This is a genomic window from Duganella phyllosphaerae, assembly GCF_001758785.1.
Lineage (GTDB): Bacteria > Pseudomonadota > Gammaproteobacteria > Burkholderiales > Burkholderiaceae_D > Rugamonas > Rugamonas phyllosphaerae.
This window is the reverse complement of sequence record NZ_LROM01000126.1, coordinates 1-11,571: the sequence shown is the minus strand read 5'-3', so window position 1 is coordinate 11,571 and position 11,571 is coordinate 1. Positions and strand designations below refer to the sequence as shown.

General features: G+C 62.0%; 15 protein-coding genes. 9 read left to right on the top strand and 6 right to left on the bottom strand.

Annotated elements, in window-relative coordinates; translation table 11 throughout:
* Positions 1-254: 254 nt before the first annotated feature.
* A complete protein-coding gene (locus DUPY_RS21980; RefSeq protein WP_070251096.1) occupies positions 255-524 on the top strand; it encodes a GlsB/YeaQ/YmgE family stress response membrane protein in 270 nt (89 codons plus the stop codon).
* A gap of 28 nt (positions 525-552) precedes the next feature.
* Here the strand turns inward: DUPY_RS21980 and DUPY_RS21975 are convergent, their stop codons facing one another.
* Genes DUPY_RS21975 through DUPY_RS21965 form a run of 3 tightly spaced genes read right to left on the bottom strand, consistent with a single transcriptional unit; the run spans position 553 to position 3,133 of the window.
* Positions 553-1,776 carry an ATP-binding protein gene (locus tag DUPY_RS21975; RefSeq protein WP_070251094.1) on the bottom strand — a complete coding sequence of 408 codons (1,224 nt, stop codon included), beginning with the start codon at positions 1,774-1,776 and terminating at the stop codon, positions 553-555.
* Positions 1,777-1,781: 5 nt separating this feature from the next.
* A complete protein-coding gene (locus tag DUPY_RS21970; protein WP_070251092.1) occupies positions 1,782-2,675 on the bottom strand; it encodes a tetratricopeptide repeat protein in 894 nt (297 codons plus the stop codon).
* Positions 2,672-3,133 (bottom strand): hypothetical protein, encoded by a 462-nt coding sequence (locus DUPY_RS21965; RefSeq protein ID WP_070251090.1) that lies wholly within the window; start codon positions 3,131-3,133, stop codon positions 2,672-2,674. The genes DUPY_RS21970 and DUPY_RS21965 overlap by 4 nt, the downstream gene beginning before the upstream one ends.
* Before the next feature lie 146 nt (positions 3,134-3,279).
* Here DUPY_RS21965 and DUPY_RS21960 point away from each other — a divergent pair, with 146 nt between their 5' ends.
* Both DUPY_RS21960 and DUPY_RS21955 read left to right on the top strand, forming a co-directional pair.
* Entirely contained in the window at positions 3,280-4,506 is a 1,227-nt protein-coding gene (locus DUPY_RS21960; RefSeq protein ID WP_229255458.1) for a cyanophycinase, read from the top strand.
* On the top strand, positions 4,503-4,901 hold the full coding sequence (locus DUPY_RS21955) for a VOC family protein (RefSeq protein ID WP_070251086.1): 399 nt from the start codon (positions 4,503-4,505) through the stop codon (positions 4,899-4,901). The genes DUPY_RS21960 and DUPY_RS21955 overlap by 4 nt, the downstream gene beginning before the upstream one ends.
* 22 nt (positions 4,902-4,923) lie before the next feature.
* Here the strand turns inward: DUPY_RS21955 and DUPY_RS21950 are convergent, their stop codons facing one another.
* On the bottom strand, positions 4,924-5,295 hold the full coding sequence (locus DUPY_RS21950; protein WP_070251084.1) for a glyoxalase superfamily protein: 372 nt from the start codon (positions 5,293-5,295) through the stop codon (positions 4,924-4,926).
* Between the two features lie 150 nt (positions 5,296-5,445).
* On the opposite strand from DUPY_RS21950, the gene DUPY_RS21945 reads away from it, so the two are divergent.
* The 4 genes from DUPY_RS21945 (at position 5,446) to DUPY_RS21930 (ending at position 7,421) form a co-directional block, all read left to right on the top strand.
* Positions 5,446-5,865, top strand: a complete 420-nt coding sequence (locus DUPY_RS21945) for a hypothetical protein (RefSeq protein WP_070251073.1) — start codon at positions 5,446-5,448, stop codon at positions 5,863-5,865.
* A gap of 32 nt (positions 5,866-5,897) precedes the next feature.
* Positions 5,898-6,326 carry a hypothetical protein gene (locus DUPY_RS21940; protein WP_070251071.1) on the top strand — a complete coding sequence of 143 codons (429 nt, stop codon included), beginning with the start codon at positions 5,898-5,900 and terminating at the stop codon, positions 6,324-6,326.
* Positions 6,327-6,519: 193 nt separating this feature from the next.
* On the top strand, positions 6,520-6,939 hold the full coding sequence (locus DUPY_RS21935; protein ID WP_229255457.1) for a hypothetical protein: 420 nt from the start codon (positions 6,520-6,522) through the stop codon (positions 6,937-6,939).
* Between the two features lie 38 nt (positions 6,940-6,977).
* Positions 6,978-7,421: a hypothetical protein gene (locus tag DUPY_RS21930; protein WP_070251068.1), complete on the top strand. Its 444-nt coding sequence runs from the start codon at positions 6,978-6,980 to the stop codon at positions 7,419-7,421.
* Between the two features lie 59 nt (positions 7,422-7,480).
* Here the strand turns inward: DUPY_RS21930 and ppk2 are convergent, their stop codons facing one another.
* Both ppk2 and DUPY_RS21920 read right to left on the bottom strand, forming a co-directional pair.
* Complete coding sequence (gene ppk2, locus DUPY_RS21925) at positions 7,481-8,353, bottom strand: polyphosphate kinase 2 (protein WP_371851812.1); 873 nt, start codon at positions 8,351-8,353, stop codon at positions 7,481-7,483.
* A gap of 158 nt (positions 8,354-8,511) precedes the next feature.
* Positions 8,512-9,861, bottom strand: coding sequence for an MFS transporter (locus tag DUPY_RS21920; protein WP_070251066.1), 1,350 nt, complete (start codon positions 9,859-9,861; stop codon positions 8,512-8,514).
* A 130-nt stretch (positions 9,862-9,991) separates the two neighbouring features.
* Here DUPY_RS21920 and cyoA point away from each other — a divergent pair, with 130 nt between their 5' ends.
* Both cyoA and DUPY_RS21910 read left to right on the top strand, forming a co-directional pair.
* On the top strand, positions 9,992-10,999 hold the full coding sequence (gene cyoA, locus DUPY_RS21915; RefSeq protein WP_071651681.1) for a ubiquinol oxidase subunit II: 1,008 nt from the start codon (positions 9,992-9,994) through the stop codon (positions 10,997-10,999).
* Between the two features lie 3 nt (positions 11,000-11,002).
* Positions 11,003-11,571, top strand: a 569-nt coding sequence (locus DUPY_RS21910; protein ID WP_208600084.1) for a cbb3-type cytochrome c oxidase subunit I, incomplete at its 3' end; no start/stop codon positions are given.

The window sequence follows — 11,571 nt, the reverse complement described above, 5'->3', positions numbered from 1 at the left end:
GCGGGAGGGTGGGCGTGGCTGGTCATGATCGATACTCCTGGAATGTATGAAGCGATGGTGCCGCAAGCGCGGGGCTAGCGCTGTTCGCCAGCATACAGTTGGCAGGGCGCCGGGCGCAAGTTAGGAATTTTCCCACACCAGTATGCGACGAGTGCCGATAGCCTTGCTTGTGCAAGCTCTCGATAATCAATCGACCTGCCGGCTTCCCGGTTGGCAGGGACACTGAAGGCACACTCAACTACAAGGGGGAAAAGATGAATCTGATACTGTGGATAGTCATAGGCGGCATCCTGGGCTGGCTGGCCAGCCTGGTCATGAAAACCGACGCCCAGCAAGGCTTGCTGCTCAACGTGGTGGTCGGCATAGTCGGCGCGCTGCTCAGTGGCTGGCTGCTGGCGCCCATGCTGGGCACGGGCACCATCAATTCCGACGATTTCAGCCTGGCGTCGCTCGGGGTTTCGTTCGTTGGCGCGCTGATCCTGCTGGCCATCGTCAACCTGTTCCGCCGCGGCCGGGTGCGATGACCTGGCCAGCTGCGGTTCGGGCTGGGGCTCAGGCGAACTTGGTCTTCTTCAGGTATTTCTCGACGTCGCGGTAGCTGTCGTCGCTGCCGGCGTAGCGTACCAGGTTGCGCGCGGTTTTCAGCCACTCGATGGTGGACGGCTGCATCTGTTCCAGGGCGTACTCCATGTCCCTGGGGCCGATCGGCCGTTCTGGCGCGCCCGACAGGATGTCGTGCAGCGTGCTTTCCTTGGCCAGGTCGATCAGGCCGTCGATGTCGGCGCCCGAGTAGTGCGGCGTGGCGGTCACCAGCGCGTCCACGTCGATGTCCTGTACCGGGATGTCGCGCAGCTTGAGTTCGATGATGTGCTTGCGCGCCTCGGCGTCCGGCGGTGGCACGAATAGCTGGCGCGCGAAACGGCCGGTGCGCTTCATGGCCTGGTCCACGTCCCAAGGCATATTGGTGGCGGCCAGGAACAGCACGTCGCGGTTGTCGCGCTCGAAGCCGTCCAGTTGCGACAGGAATTCGTTGACGATGGTGCGGCTGTTTTCGCTGTGCGCCTTGCTGCGCGAGAAGGCCAGGGCGTCGAGCTCGTCGAAGAAGAGCACACAAGGCTTTTGCGCACGCGCCTTCTCGAACAACTGAGCCAGCGCGCGTTCGCTTTCGCCGCGCCACATGCTGAGCACTTCGCTGATGCCCACCGAGACGAACGACGCATTGCACTCGTTGGCGATGGCGCGCGCGATCATGGTTTTGCCGCAGCCGGGCGGCCCGTACAGCAAAATGCCGCCGCCACCGCTTTTCTTGAATTTTGCGAACAGGCCGGGACGCAGGAACGGTTCGATGATGTGCAGGCGCAGCGTCTTCTTGAGGTCATCCATGCCGCCCACGTCGGCAAAACGTACCTGGTCGGGCGCCTCTGGCTTGAGCGGGATGACCTTGCCGCCGCCCACTACCGACAGCGCCGGGCCGGTCGCCGGCCGCGCTTTTTGCTGCAACTGTTCCAGTGCGTCGTGCGGCGCGAAGTCCGGTTGCTGGCGCGCGGCCGTGTAGGCTGCCAGCGCCTCGGTGTTGCGCTCCAGTGCCAGCAGGGCCAGCGCCTTGCCGGTCAGGCTGGCGGCGTCGGCCTGCTGGCGCGCTGCCAGTTCGAACTGGGTCAGGGCGGCTGGCGCATCGTGCGCGTCCAGCAGCAGGCGGGCGTAAGCCAGGCGGGTATCGAGATTGAACGGGTCGCTTACCAGCGCCGCTTCGTACGCTTCACGTGTCATGGTCATGGCGGTCAGAGTCCTGCGCGGCGTTTGAGCCAGCGCGTCAAGAGGGAGGGATAAATCCAGGAATAGGCGCAATAGCCGAGCAGGGTCCAGGTGGCGGCGCTGGAAAACAGCGGCGCCTGGTTGCGGACCAGGTTCAGCGCCAGCAGGGTGATCACGTACAGTGCCGCCGAGGCGGCCCAGCCCCAGCGGTTGAGCGGCCACAGCGGCAACATGCTCCAGTGGCTCAAGGCGTCCAGCTGCACCACCAGTTCCAGCACTTCGCGCGAGCTCGGGTACAGCTTGAGCAGCTCCACCGCGATGCGCTTGGCGGCCTTGTAGCGGCCCCGGCTGATCAGGTGGGTGATCAACATGCGCGCCGTGTTTTCGCTCTCCGGGTGGCCTTGCAGCAGCCGCGCCAGCCCCGCCTGTTCGGCGCCCTTGCGGCCGTCGATGATGTCGCCGATCAGGCAGGTGGTCAGGGCCAGTTCGTTGTTCGGGTCGAGCCTGAACGCTTCGCGCGCCAGCGCCTGGGCTTTTTCGATGTGCAGGGTGCGGTACATCAGCAGTGCGTAGCGCGCGTACTGGAACCCGGCTTCCGGGTATTCGCGTATCAGTTCGATCAGCAACAGTTCAGCCTGCGGCAACTCGCCGGCATCTTGCAGCACGCTCACCATCAGCGAACGGGCGGCGTAATCTTCGGGGTCGCGGGCCAGGATCTGTTGCAGGGTGCGGCGCGCCTGGTCGCCGGCGTCAGTGTTGTAATCGACGCAGGCGCCAGCGAACAGCAGCGCGTGGTCGTCCGGGTAATGCGCCAGCGCTTCGCCGATCAGCACGCGAGCCTGGGCATAACGGCTGCGTTCGATCAGTCCGTCGATTTGCAGCGCATAGTCGCGCGCGGAGAGCAGGCCGTTCTCGCTCATGGCGCCATCTCCCTGAACAGTTTGAAGAGGCCGACCATGATGCCGTAGCCGGCAGCGATGCAGATAATCGCGGGAATCCACGGCGATGGCGGCTTGTCGGCGAAGAAGGCGGCCGAGCGGTGCTGCTTCTGGTGCAGCGCGTAAAATACGCCGCAGATCGCCAGCGAGAGCAAGGTGCGCAGCGCGCGCACCATGTCGTTGCCCAGCAAGTCGAACAGGCCATTGAACAGCGCCGGCTGGAACAGCAGCGCATACACGAAACCGACCACCATGGCGGCGCCCGCCAGGTGTACCGGGATGTCGGCCGTGCGGCGCAGGCGCCAGGAATTGAGGCCGCTATAGAGCAGGGCGGCAGCCGGCCCGCCGAAGAAGGCGACCAGGAAGCTCGACTGGATCGAGTACAGCTTGACCGGCCGGGTAGTGGCCGACAGCGAGGGGGTAAGCAGATGTTCGCGCATGGGATTGATGTGGTCGGCAAGGCCGCATGGTAGCAAGTCGCGCCGCTGCGGGCAAATGAATTGTTGCCTGTATGGTAGTCTTACGGCAGCGCGCTGACGGATGGCGCAATCACGGCGAAAACGATCGAAGACTGGGGATGGCAGGCATGGCAAGTATTGTTCGGGCGGCGATGGTGGTGGCAATGTCCATTTCGATGATGTTGACGGTGCAACAGGCAACTGCAGCGGGGGCTGAGGCGCCTCCCAAGGGCTCGCTGGTGATCGCCGGCGGCGCGGTTCGCGGCGATAATACGGTGATCTGGCAGCGCGTGGTGCAACTGGCCGGCGGCCCGGGCGCCCGCATTGCGGTGCTGCCCAGCGCGGCCGGCAACCCGGTACGCTCTGGCGCCACTGCGGCCGCCGGCTTGAACCGGCAGGGCGCCAACGCCTTCGTGGTGCCGCTGGCGGTGCGCATGAAAGACCGCGACTACCACCGCGACGCCGACGACGACAGCATCGCCAAGTCGATCCGCGATGCCGGCGGCGTGTATTTCTCGGGTGGCGACCAGGCCCTGATCACCCAGGCGCTGGTGCGCCCGGACGGCAGCCGCAGCAAGGTGCTCGAGGCAATCTGGGACGTGTACCGGCGCGGCGGCGTGATCTTCGGCACCAGCGCCGGCGCCGCCATCATGAGCACCACCATGTACTACGAGGCCAAGACCGTGTTCGGCACGCTGAGCGAAGGCGTCAATGGCCGCGAGCTGGCACTGGGCCTCGGCTTCGTCGGCGACGACATCTTCATCGACCAGCACCTGCTGGCGCGCGGACGCTTCGCGCGCATGTTGCCTGCCATGCTCAAGAAGGGTTACAAGCTGGGCATCGGCATCGACGAGAATTCGGCGGTAGTGATCAACGCCCAGCGCGAAGTGGAAGTGCTGGGCTACCAGGGCGCGCTGCTGGTGGACCTGACCCGGGCCACCGTCAACAGCGACATCAAGGATTTCAATTTGCAGAACGCGCGCCTGAGCTACCTCGATCGCGGCGACAAGTACGACCTCAAGCTGCACAAGTACACACCGTCCGAGGACAAGATCGAGGGCAAGGTCGATCCGGCCAACCCGTATTATTCCGACCCGGTGTTCTCGGCCGATGTACTCGGCCATAACACCATCCTGATCATGATGTCGAAGCTGGTGGACAGCTCGCAGAAGGAGGCGATCGGCATCGCTACTGCCGGCCCGGGCGAGCCGCACCAGGAACTCGGCTTCGAATTCAAGCTTACCCGCGACGCCGCCACCACCGGCTATTCTTCGGCGGCGTCGGAGGCCTACACGGTCCTCAATATGCGGCTCGATGTGCGACCGCTGAAAATCACCCGGCCCTGGTACCAATGATTTCGCATGTCCATGTCGGCGTGAACGACTTCAGTGCAGCACTGCCGTTTTACCAGGCGGTGTTGCCGGAGCTGGGACTCGCGATCAAGTTTTCCGATTCCGAACGACAATGGGCGGGCTGGATGAAGCCCGGCGTGCCGCGTCCGCTGTTCGTGATCGGCACGCCGCACGACGGCGCCCCGGCTGCGGTGGGCAACGGTCACATGGTAGCGCTGCTGGCACCCACGCGCGCTGCGGTAGACCGTTTTTATCATGTCGCGCTGGAAGCGGGCGCGACCTGCGAAGGCCCACCCGGGTTGCGCCCGCACTATCACGCCGATTACTACGGCGCCTACGTCCGCGACCCTGAAGGCAACAAGATCGCGGTGTGTTGCCACGATGCGGTAGCCGCGTAGATACGCCTCTTCAGTCACTTCCTCACGCCTGTTCGGCAACCTGTACGAACGTCAGCCGGTTGCCGAACGGGTCCTTGATCGACATTTCCCTGCTGTCCCATGGCATGTCTTCGATAGCGGGCCGCGCGTAGCCGTAAGGCTTGGCGGCCAGTTCGGCGTGCAAGGCGTCGATATCGTCCACCGTGATGCGGATGGCCGCGCCGGGGCAGCAGTCGCCGTGGTGTTCGGTCAGGTGCAGCACGCAGGCGCCGCGCGATACCTGCTGGTACAGCGGCATGCCCGGTTCGTAGCGATGCTCCCAGTCGCGCTTGAAACCGAGGTAATCGATGTAAAACACCTGCGCTTTTTCCTCATCGAACATTCTGAGCAGTGGTGTAACGGTACCCATTTGCATTTTTAATCCCCACGGAAATTCAAGCCTTCGATAGTACCCGCGATCTGGTGCGGAAGTCGATTGCATCAGCATCGGTGGCGCCCGGCTGGCTACGCTGAAGACAGGCTCATCGCGAGTCTGGCGTTCTCGTTATCAACCCTGGAGGTCATGATGGAAGACGATATCTACAACCTGTTTCTCACAAGCGAACAGGGCTGGAGCCTGTTTGGCACCTTGCGCTTGCGCCTGACCCAGCCGCTCACCAGCGGTGGCAGCTTGCGCTTGCCGCCATTGCTCGACGCCGCCCTGGCGCCTGCCACCCAGCAACTGACGCCGCTGCCAATTACGGGATCTATTTCAATACCGCTGTTGTTGCAGTTTCGTGCAGTGCCGCTGCGTGGCATCGCTTTCGCCACGCCCGCCGGCCTGTTTTCGTTCGCACTCGACAGCGGCAACGCGCGGCCGGCGGCCGGCATCCAGCTGTTCCCGTTCGGCAGCCCGGACCTGGGCGGCTTCGTGGTGTGGGGTACCAGCGCTTACAGCGAGCTGGTATTCAGCGCGCTGGTACGCCAGCTGCCGCGCGCGTTCTGACCTCACTCTCAACTGTCATGAAAGGAAGCATCATGGATGAGTTCATTTACAACCTGTTCCTGAAATCGCGCGGCGGCCTGGCCTTGCTGGGGGTGTTGCGCTACCGGTTGACCGGCATCGAGGTCGACCAGGCCGGCGACGACAACATCTTCTTCTTGCCCGCGCTGCGGCAAGCCCATGCGAATCAACAGCAACAGGAAACCATCGAGGCGCTGGTGTTGCGGGCCGAGGGCAGCATCACGATTCCGGCACTGACCGGCAGCCGCGCCATTCCGGTCGCTGATGTGGCCTTCTTTATCCAGATGGGGCCGCCGATCGTGACGCGCCTGTTCAGTGCCGACAGCACCGTGCTGATGTGCTTCAACCAGGTCAACAACCAGCAGATCGGCGGCGGCCTGTTGTGGGGACCGACCACGACCAGCTTTGCCCTGCTCGGCAGGCGCCAAATGCTGCCGGCTTGACGATTTTGTTTCCTTCTCACCCCGCGTGGACCGGGCGATTGTCGGCCCCCGTCCACGGTCTTGCCGCCCCTCATTCCCATTTGAGCCCAACATCGAATTGATCAGCATCTCAGTGCATGTGGCTGGCTAAGCTTGACCACCGGCCGCGAACCGGCCGGACAACGAGTTTGTTTCCAATCCTTGGGAGGTCATGATGAACGACTTTATCTACAACCTGATACTGACAGGCGAGCAGGGGCTGACCCTGTTCGGCACCTTGCGTTTTCGCTTCACCGATCCGCTGGCGGCCGTGCCCGATGGCGGCGTACCGGCTTTGCTGGCTGAAAATCAGCAGCTTGGCGTGATCACGGCGGTGGTGATCCCGCTGGAAGGTTCGATTTCGATGCCGCTGCTGACCGGCTTTGGTCGTGTGCCATTACAAGGCGTGTTGCTGGCCACGGCGGCCGGCCCGATCACCACGGTGTTCGGCACTGCCGATCCGGCCCGCCAGATTTTCGTGCAATTCAACCAGATCAGCGGCAACCAGATCGCCGGTGGGACGGTCTGGCGCGCTGGCGAGCCGGCCGAGCTGGTGTTCAGCCTGCTGGGCTTCCAGCTGCGCCTGCCTTTCTGAGTGTCGTCACCCCCGTGTTTATACCGAAGGAGATTATCATGGATGAATCCATTTTTAACCTGCTGCTGAAGACCGCGCAGGGCCTGACGTTGTTCGGTGCCTTGCGTTTTCGCATCGACTTCACCCAGCCCGCTGACGGTCCCGCCAACGCCGCTGCGGCCGGCGCCGACGTCGCCAAGCTGTACTCGCAAGTGCAGCAGCAAACCACGTTCGAGCTGTTCGCTTACCGGATCGACGGCTCGGTCACCATTCCGTTCGTGACGGGTTTGCGCCCGGTCCCGATCACCGGCCTGGCGCTGTTCACCTTCCTGGGACCACCGGCAACCTTCATCACCAGCAGCACCGAATCGCAACGCAACCTGTTCTTCCAGTTCAACCAGCTCACCAACGACAATAGCGCCGGTGGGCTGGTGTGGCGCCCCGGGGAGCCGGGCGAATTGATTTTCAGCGCGCTGGGGACGCAACTGCAATTGCCGGCCTGAGTTTCATGGCGCTAAGAAAAGGCGCGCATCCGGGTGGGGCGCGCCTTTCCTTGTATTTTTCAGTAGTATTCCGGCACGATGATCTCTGCGGGTACCGGGCGGCGCACGTAGTCGTCGTGGTACTCGCGCTCGGGCAAGGTAATTTCCGCGTGCGGCACCTCCACGTAAGGCATTTGCGACAGCAGGTGGTGGATGCAATTGAGGCGCGCCTTCTTCTTGTCGACGCCTTGCACCACCCACCACGGCGCTTCTGGAATATGGGTGCGCTCGAGCATGATTTCCTTGGCCTTCGTGTATTCCTCCCAGCGGCGCCGCGATTCCAGGTCCATCGGGCTCAGTTTCCACTGCTTGAGCGGATCGTGGATGCGGCCGAGGAAGCGGGCATTCTGCTCTTCGTCCGAGATCGAGAACCAGTATTTGATGACCTGGATGCCGGAGCGGGCCAGCATGCGCTCGAATTCCGGAACGTCCTGGAAGAATTCCTCGTATTGTTCGTCGCTGCAAAAGCCCATCACGCGTTCGACGCCGGCGCGGTTGTACCAGCTGCGGTCGAACAGCACGATTTCGCCGGCGGCCGGCAGGTGCGACACGTAACGCTGGAAGTACCACTGCGTGCGTTCGCGGTTGTTGGGCGCGGGCAGGGCGGCCACGCGGCAGACGCGCGGATTCAAACGCTGGATGATGCGCTTGATTACGCCACCCTTGCCGGCGGCGTCGCGCCCTTCGAAGATGATCACCACCTTGTGGCCGGTGTGCACCACCCAGTCTTGCAGCTTGACCAGCTCGGCCTGCAGGCGGAACAGTTCGCGAAAATACAGGCGGCGCTCTTCCTTGGCCGAGTCGGTGCGCTCGTATTCGATGACCTTGCGCGTGACCGGATCGATTTCGCGGTCTTCCAGTTCCATTTCCAGTTCTTCGTCGTAGCCGTCCATCAGCTCGAAATGCACGCGTTCGAGTAATTGTTCCTGGTTCAGATTCACGCAATACTCCTCAGTTTGGACTTGCATTACTGTACTCGCCTATTGTGACATGCACGTGACACCATAAAAAAGGGCCGCTTGCGCGGCCCCTCTCACGGAATGACTACCTATCAGTTACGGATGTCGAGGCGGCGATTCAGACTCAATGCCGCCAGCGAAGCCACCGCGCCCGACAGCAGATACAGGCCGGCGTAAGCGAGACCGAAGTAGTTCGATACGCCCAGCGCTACCAGCGGTGCAAACGCTGCGCCCACCAGCCAGGCCAAGTCAGAGGTCAGCGCTGCGCCGGTATAGCGGAAGCGTTGTTCGAAGTTGGCGGTCACAGCGCCCGAAGCCTGGCCATACGACAGTCCGAGCAGCGCAAAGCCGACCAGGATGAAGATGTTCTGGCCCCCTTCGCCGGCGTCCAGCAGGAACGGCACGGCCACGCTGAAGATGGCGATCAGGGTGGCCAGCGTGCCCAGGGTGCGGCGACGGCCGTAACGGTCGGCAACGACGCCGGAAATGATGATGCCGATGGTCATCAGGATCACGCCCAGCAATTGCACGCCGAGCACGCCGGTGAGCGAACGCGATTCGTTAATTGCGACCCACGACAGCGGGAACACCGTTACCAAGTGGAACAGCGCGTACGACGCCAGGGCGGCCAGCGCGCCGATGACGATGTTGCGGCCTTGCTTGCTCACCAGTTCGACAGCGCTGACAGGTTCCAGCTGACGGTCGTCGAGCAGATTCGAGTACTCGGTGGTAGTCACCAGGCGCAGGCGGGCGAACAGTGCCACCACGTTGATGGCGAAGGCCACGTAGAACGGATAGCGCCAGCCCCATTCGAGGAAGTCGGCCGACGACAGCGCTGCCATCAGGTAGGCGAACAGGCCGGCGGCAATCGCGAAGCCGAGCGGCGCGCCCAGTTGTCCCAACATGGCGTACCAGCCGCGCTTGTTTTCAGGCGCGTTCAGCGCCAGCAGCGACGGCAGGCCGTCCCACGAACCGCCCTGGGCAATACCCTGGCCCATGCGGAACAGTGCCAGCAGCACGATGGCGGTAGTACCCAGCGATTCGTAGCTTGGCAGGAAGGCAATACCTGCGGTGGAAACACCCATCACCATCAGCGCCAGGGTGAGCTTTGTCTCGCGTTTGAAGTGGTGTTGCACTGCCATAAACGCCACAGTGCCTATCGGGCGGGCAATAAACGCTAGCGAGAAAATGGCGAAAGCGTATAGTGTTCCGTCAAGCCGGCTGTAGTTTGGGAAGAAAACCGACGGAAATACCAATGCCGAAGCAATGGCATAAACGAAGAAGTCGAAGTATTCGGATGCGCGGCCGATCACCACGCCGATTGCTATTTCGCCTGGGGAAATATGTCCATCCCTGGCATTGATGTTACGGGCGCCCTGGCTGGTCTGGGGTTGTTCGTGGACGCCAGCTTGGACGCCATTCAGTGTAGTCGTGTTGGCCATGGTCTCGTCTCGTGTTAGTTAATAATTATCACGCGCCTCCATGACCGGTAGGACAAAGTGTCCAATAGCATGAAGCACCCGTGATTGGTACAGTAGCATGTTATCCATCATTAGTAACGAAAATTACCGCATGATTCCTCCTATCGTTCGCCGTGGACTCTTCCTCGCACCGTTGTTGTGGCTAGCTGGCTGCAACACGGTTGTGTTGAACCCGTCCGGAGATATCGCTGCACAGCAAGCTGATCTGGTTGTCATTTCAACCTTGCTGATGTTGTTGATCATCGTACCTGTTATGTTTTTGATCTGTCTGTTCGCTTGGCGCTATAGGAAGGCAAATACTTCCGCTAAATACGAGCCGAACTGGGATCACTCGACCAAGCTCGAGCTGCTGATCTGGGGCGCACCGCTCTTGATCATCATCGTGCTGGGCGCCATCACGTGGATTTATACCCACTTGCTGGACCCGTATCGTCCGCTGTCGCGCATCGACCATGAGCGTCCGCTGGCCGCCAACGTCAAACCGCTCGAAGTACAGGTGGTGGCGCTGGACTGGAAGTGGATGTTCATTTATCCGGAGCAGGGCATCGCCACCGTGAACGAGCTGTACACCCCGATCGACGTGCCGGTGCGCTTCAAGCTGACCTCGTCAACCGTGATGAACGCGTTCTACATTCCGGCGATGGCAGGCATGATTTACAGCATGCCTTCGATGCAGACGGAACTGAACGCGGTGATGAACAAGGTGGGCGTGTACGACGGCTTCTCGGCCAACTACAGCGGCGCCGGCTTCTCGCAGATGCGCTTCAAGTACCACGGCGTGACGCAAGCCGACTTCGACGCCTGGGTTGCCAAGACCAAGGCCTCCGGTGGTGGCGAGCTGAACCGAGCAGAATTCATCGCGCTCGACAAGCCGACCATCAAGCACCCGATCATGCACTTCGCCTCCGTGGAAAAGGGCCTGTTTGACCGTGTTGTCAACCGTTGCGTTGTCGACGGTACCGTGTGCATGAACGAGCAGATGCATAGCGACGCCAAACGCGTCAAGGCCGCCGTCGTCGCCAAGCAGCTGGAAGCAGAAGTTTGCGAAACCGACGTCGCCACCGCTGCGGTTGCCGCACCAACTATCCGTAAAGAATGACCTATGTCTGATACCACTCTCAATCCATCAACTTCGTTGATCATGGGTAAGTTGTCGTTGGCGGCGATCCCGTACCACGAGCCTATCCTGATCGGCACCTTCGCGGGCGTAGCGCTGGGCGGCATCGTGTTCCTGGCCCTCATGTTCAAGTTCAACCTGTGGGGCACCCTGTGGCGCAACTGGATTACCAGTATCGACCACAAACGCATCGGCATCATGTACATGGTGCTCGGTATCATCATGCTGTTGCGCGGCTTTGCCGACGCCATCATGATGCGCGCGCAACAGGCCATGGCCTTTGGCGACAATCCCGGCTTCCTGCCGCCGCACCACTACGACCAGGTGTTTACGGCCCACGGCACGATCATGATTTTCTTCGTGGCCATGCCCCTGGTAACCGGCCTGATGAACTACGTGGTGCCGCTGCAAATCGGCGCGCGCGACGTGGCCTTCCCGTTCCTGAACAACTTCTCGTTCTGGATGACCACCTTCGGCGCGATGCTGACCATGGCGTCGCTGTTCATCGGTGAATTCGCCAAGACCGGCTGGCTGGCGTTCCCGCCACTGTCGGG

Excerpts from the sequence above, each read along its gene's own strand:
- DUPY_RS21955 (WP_070251086.1), top strand. The coding sequence starts at position 4,503 with ATGATTTCGCATGTCCATGTCGGCGTGAACGACTTCAGTGCAGCACTG.
- DUPY_RS21960 (WP_229255458.1), top strand. The coding sequence starts at position 3,280 with ATGGCAAGTATTGTTCGGGCGGCGATGGTGGTGGCAATGTCCATTTCG.
- DUPY_RS21940 (WP_070251071.1), top strand. The coding sequence starts at position 5,898 with ATGGATGAGTTCATTTACAACCTGTTCCTGAAATCGCGCGGCGGCCTG.
- ppk2 (WP_371851812.1), bottom strand. The coding sequence starts at position 8,353 with ATGGACGGCTACGACGAAGAACTGGAAATGGAACTGGAAGACCGCGAA.
- DUPY_RS21980 (WP_070251096.1), top strand. The coding sequence starts at position 255 with ATGAATCTGATACTGTGGATAGTCATAGGCGGCATCCTGGGCTGGCTG.
- DUPY_RS21965 (WP_070251090.1), bottom strand. The coding sequence starts at position 3,133 with ATGCGCGAACATCTGCTTACCCCCTCGCTGTCGGCCACTACCCGGCCG.
- DUPY_RS21945 (WP_070251073.1), top strand. The coding sequence starts at position 5,446 with ATGGAAGACGATATCTACAACCTGTTTCTCACAAGCGAACAGGGCTGG.
- cyoA (WP_071651681.1), top strand. The coding sequence starts at position 9,992 with ATGATTCCTCCTATCGTTCGCCGTGGACTCTTCCTCGCACCGTTGTTG.
- DUPY_RS21935 (WP_229255457.1), top strand. The coding sequence starts at position 6,520 with ATGAACGACTTTATCTACAACCTGATACTGACAGGCGAGCAGGGGCTG.
- DUPY_RS21970 (WP_070251092.1), bottom strand. The coding sequence starts at position 2,675 with ATGAGCGAGAACGGCCTGCTCTCCGCGCGCGACTATGCGCTGCAAATC.
- DUPY_RS21975 (WP_070251094.1), bottom strand. The coding sequence starts at position 1,776 with ATGACCATGACACGTGAAGCGTACGAAGCGGCGCTGGTAAGCGACCCG.
- DUPY_RS21930 (WP_070251068.1), top strand. The coding sequence starts at position 6,978 with ATGGATGAATCCATTTTTAACCTGCTGCTGAAGACCGCGCAGGGCCTG.
- DUPY_RS21920 (WP_070251066.1), bottom strand. The coding sequence starts at position 9,861 with ATGGCCAACACGACTACACTGAATGGCGTCCAAGCTGGCGTCCACGAA.
- DUPY_RS21950 (WP_070251084.1), bottom strand. The coding sequence starts at position 5,295 with ATGCAAATGGGTACCGTTACACCACTGCTCAGAATGTTCGATGAGGAA.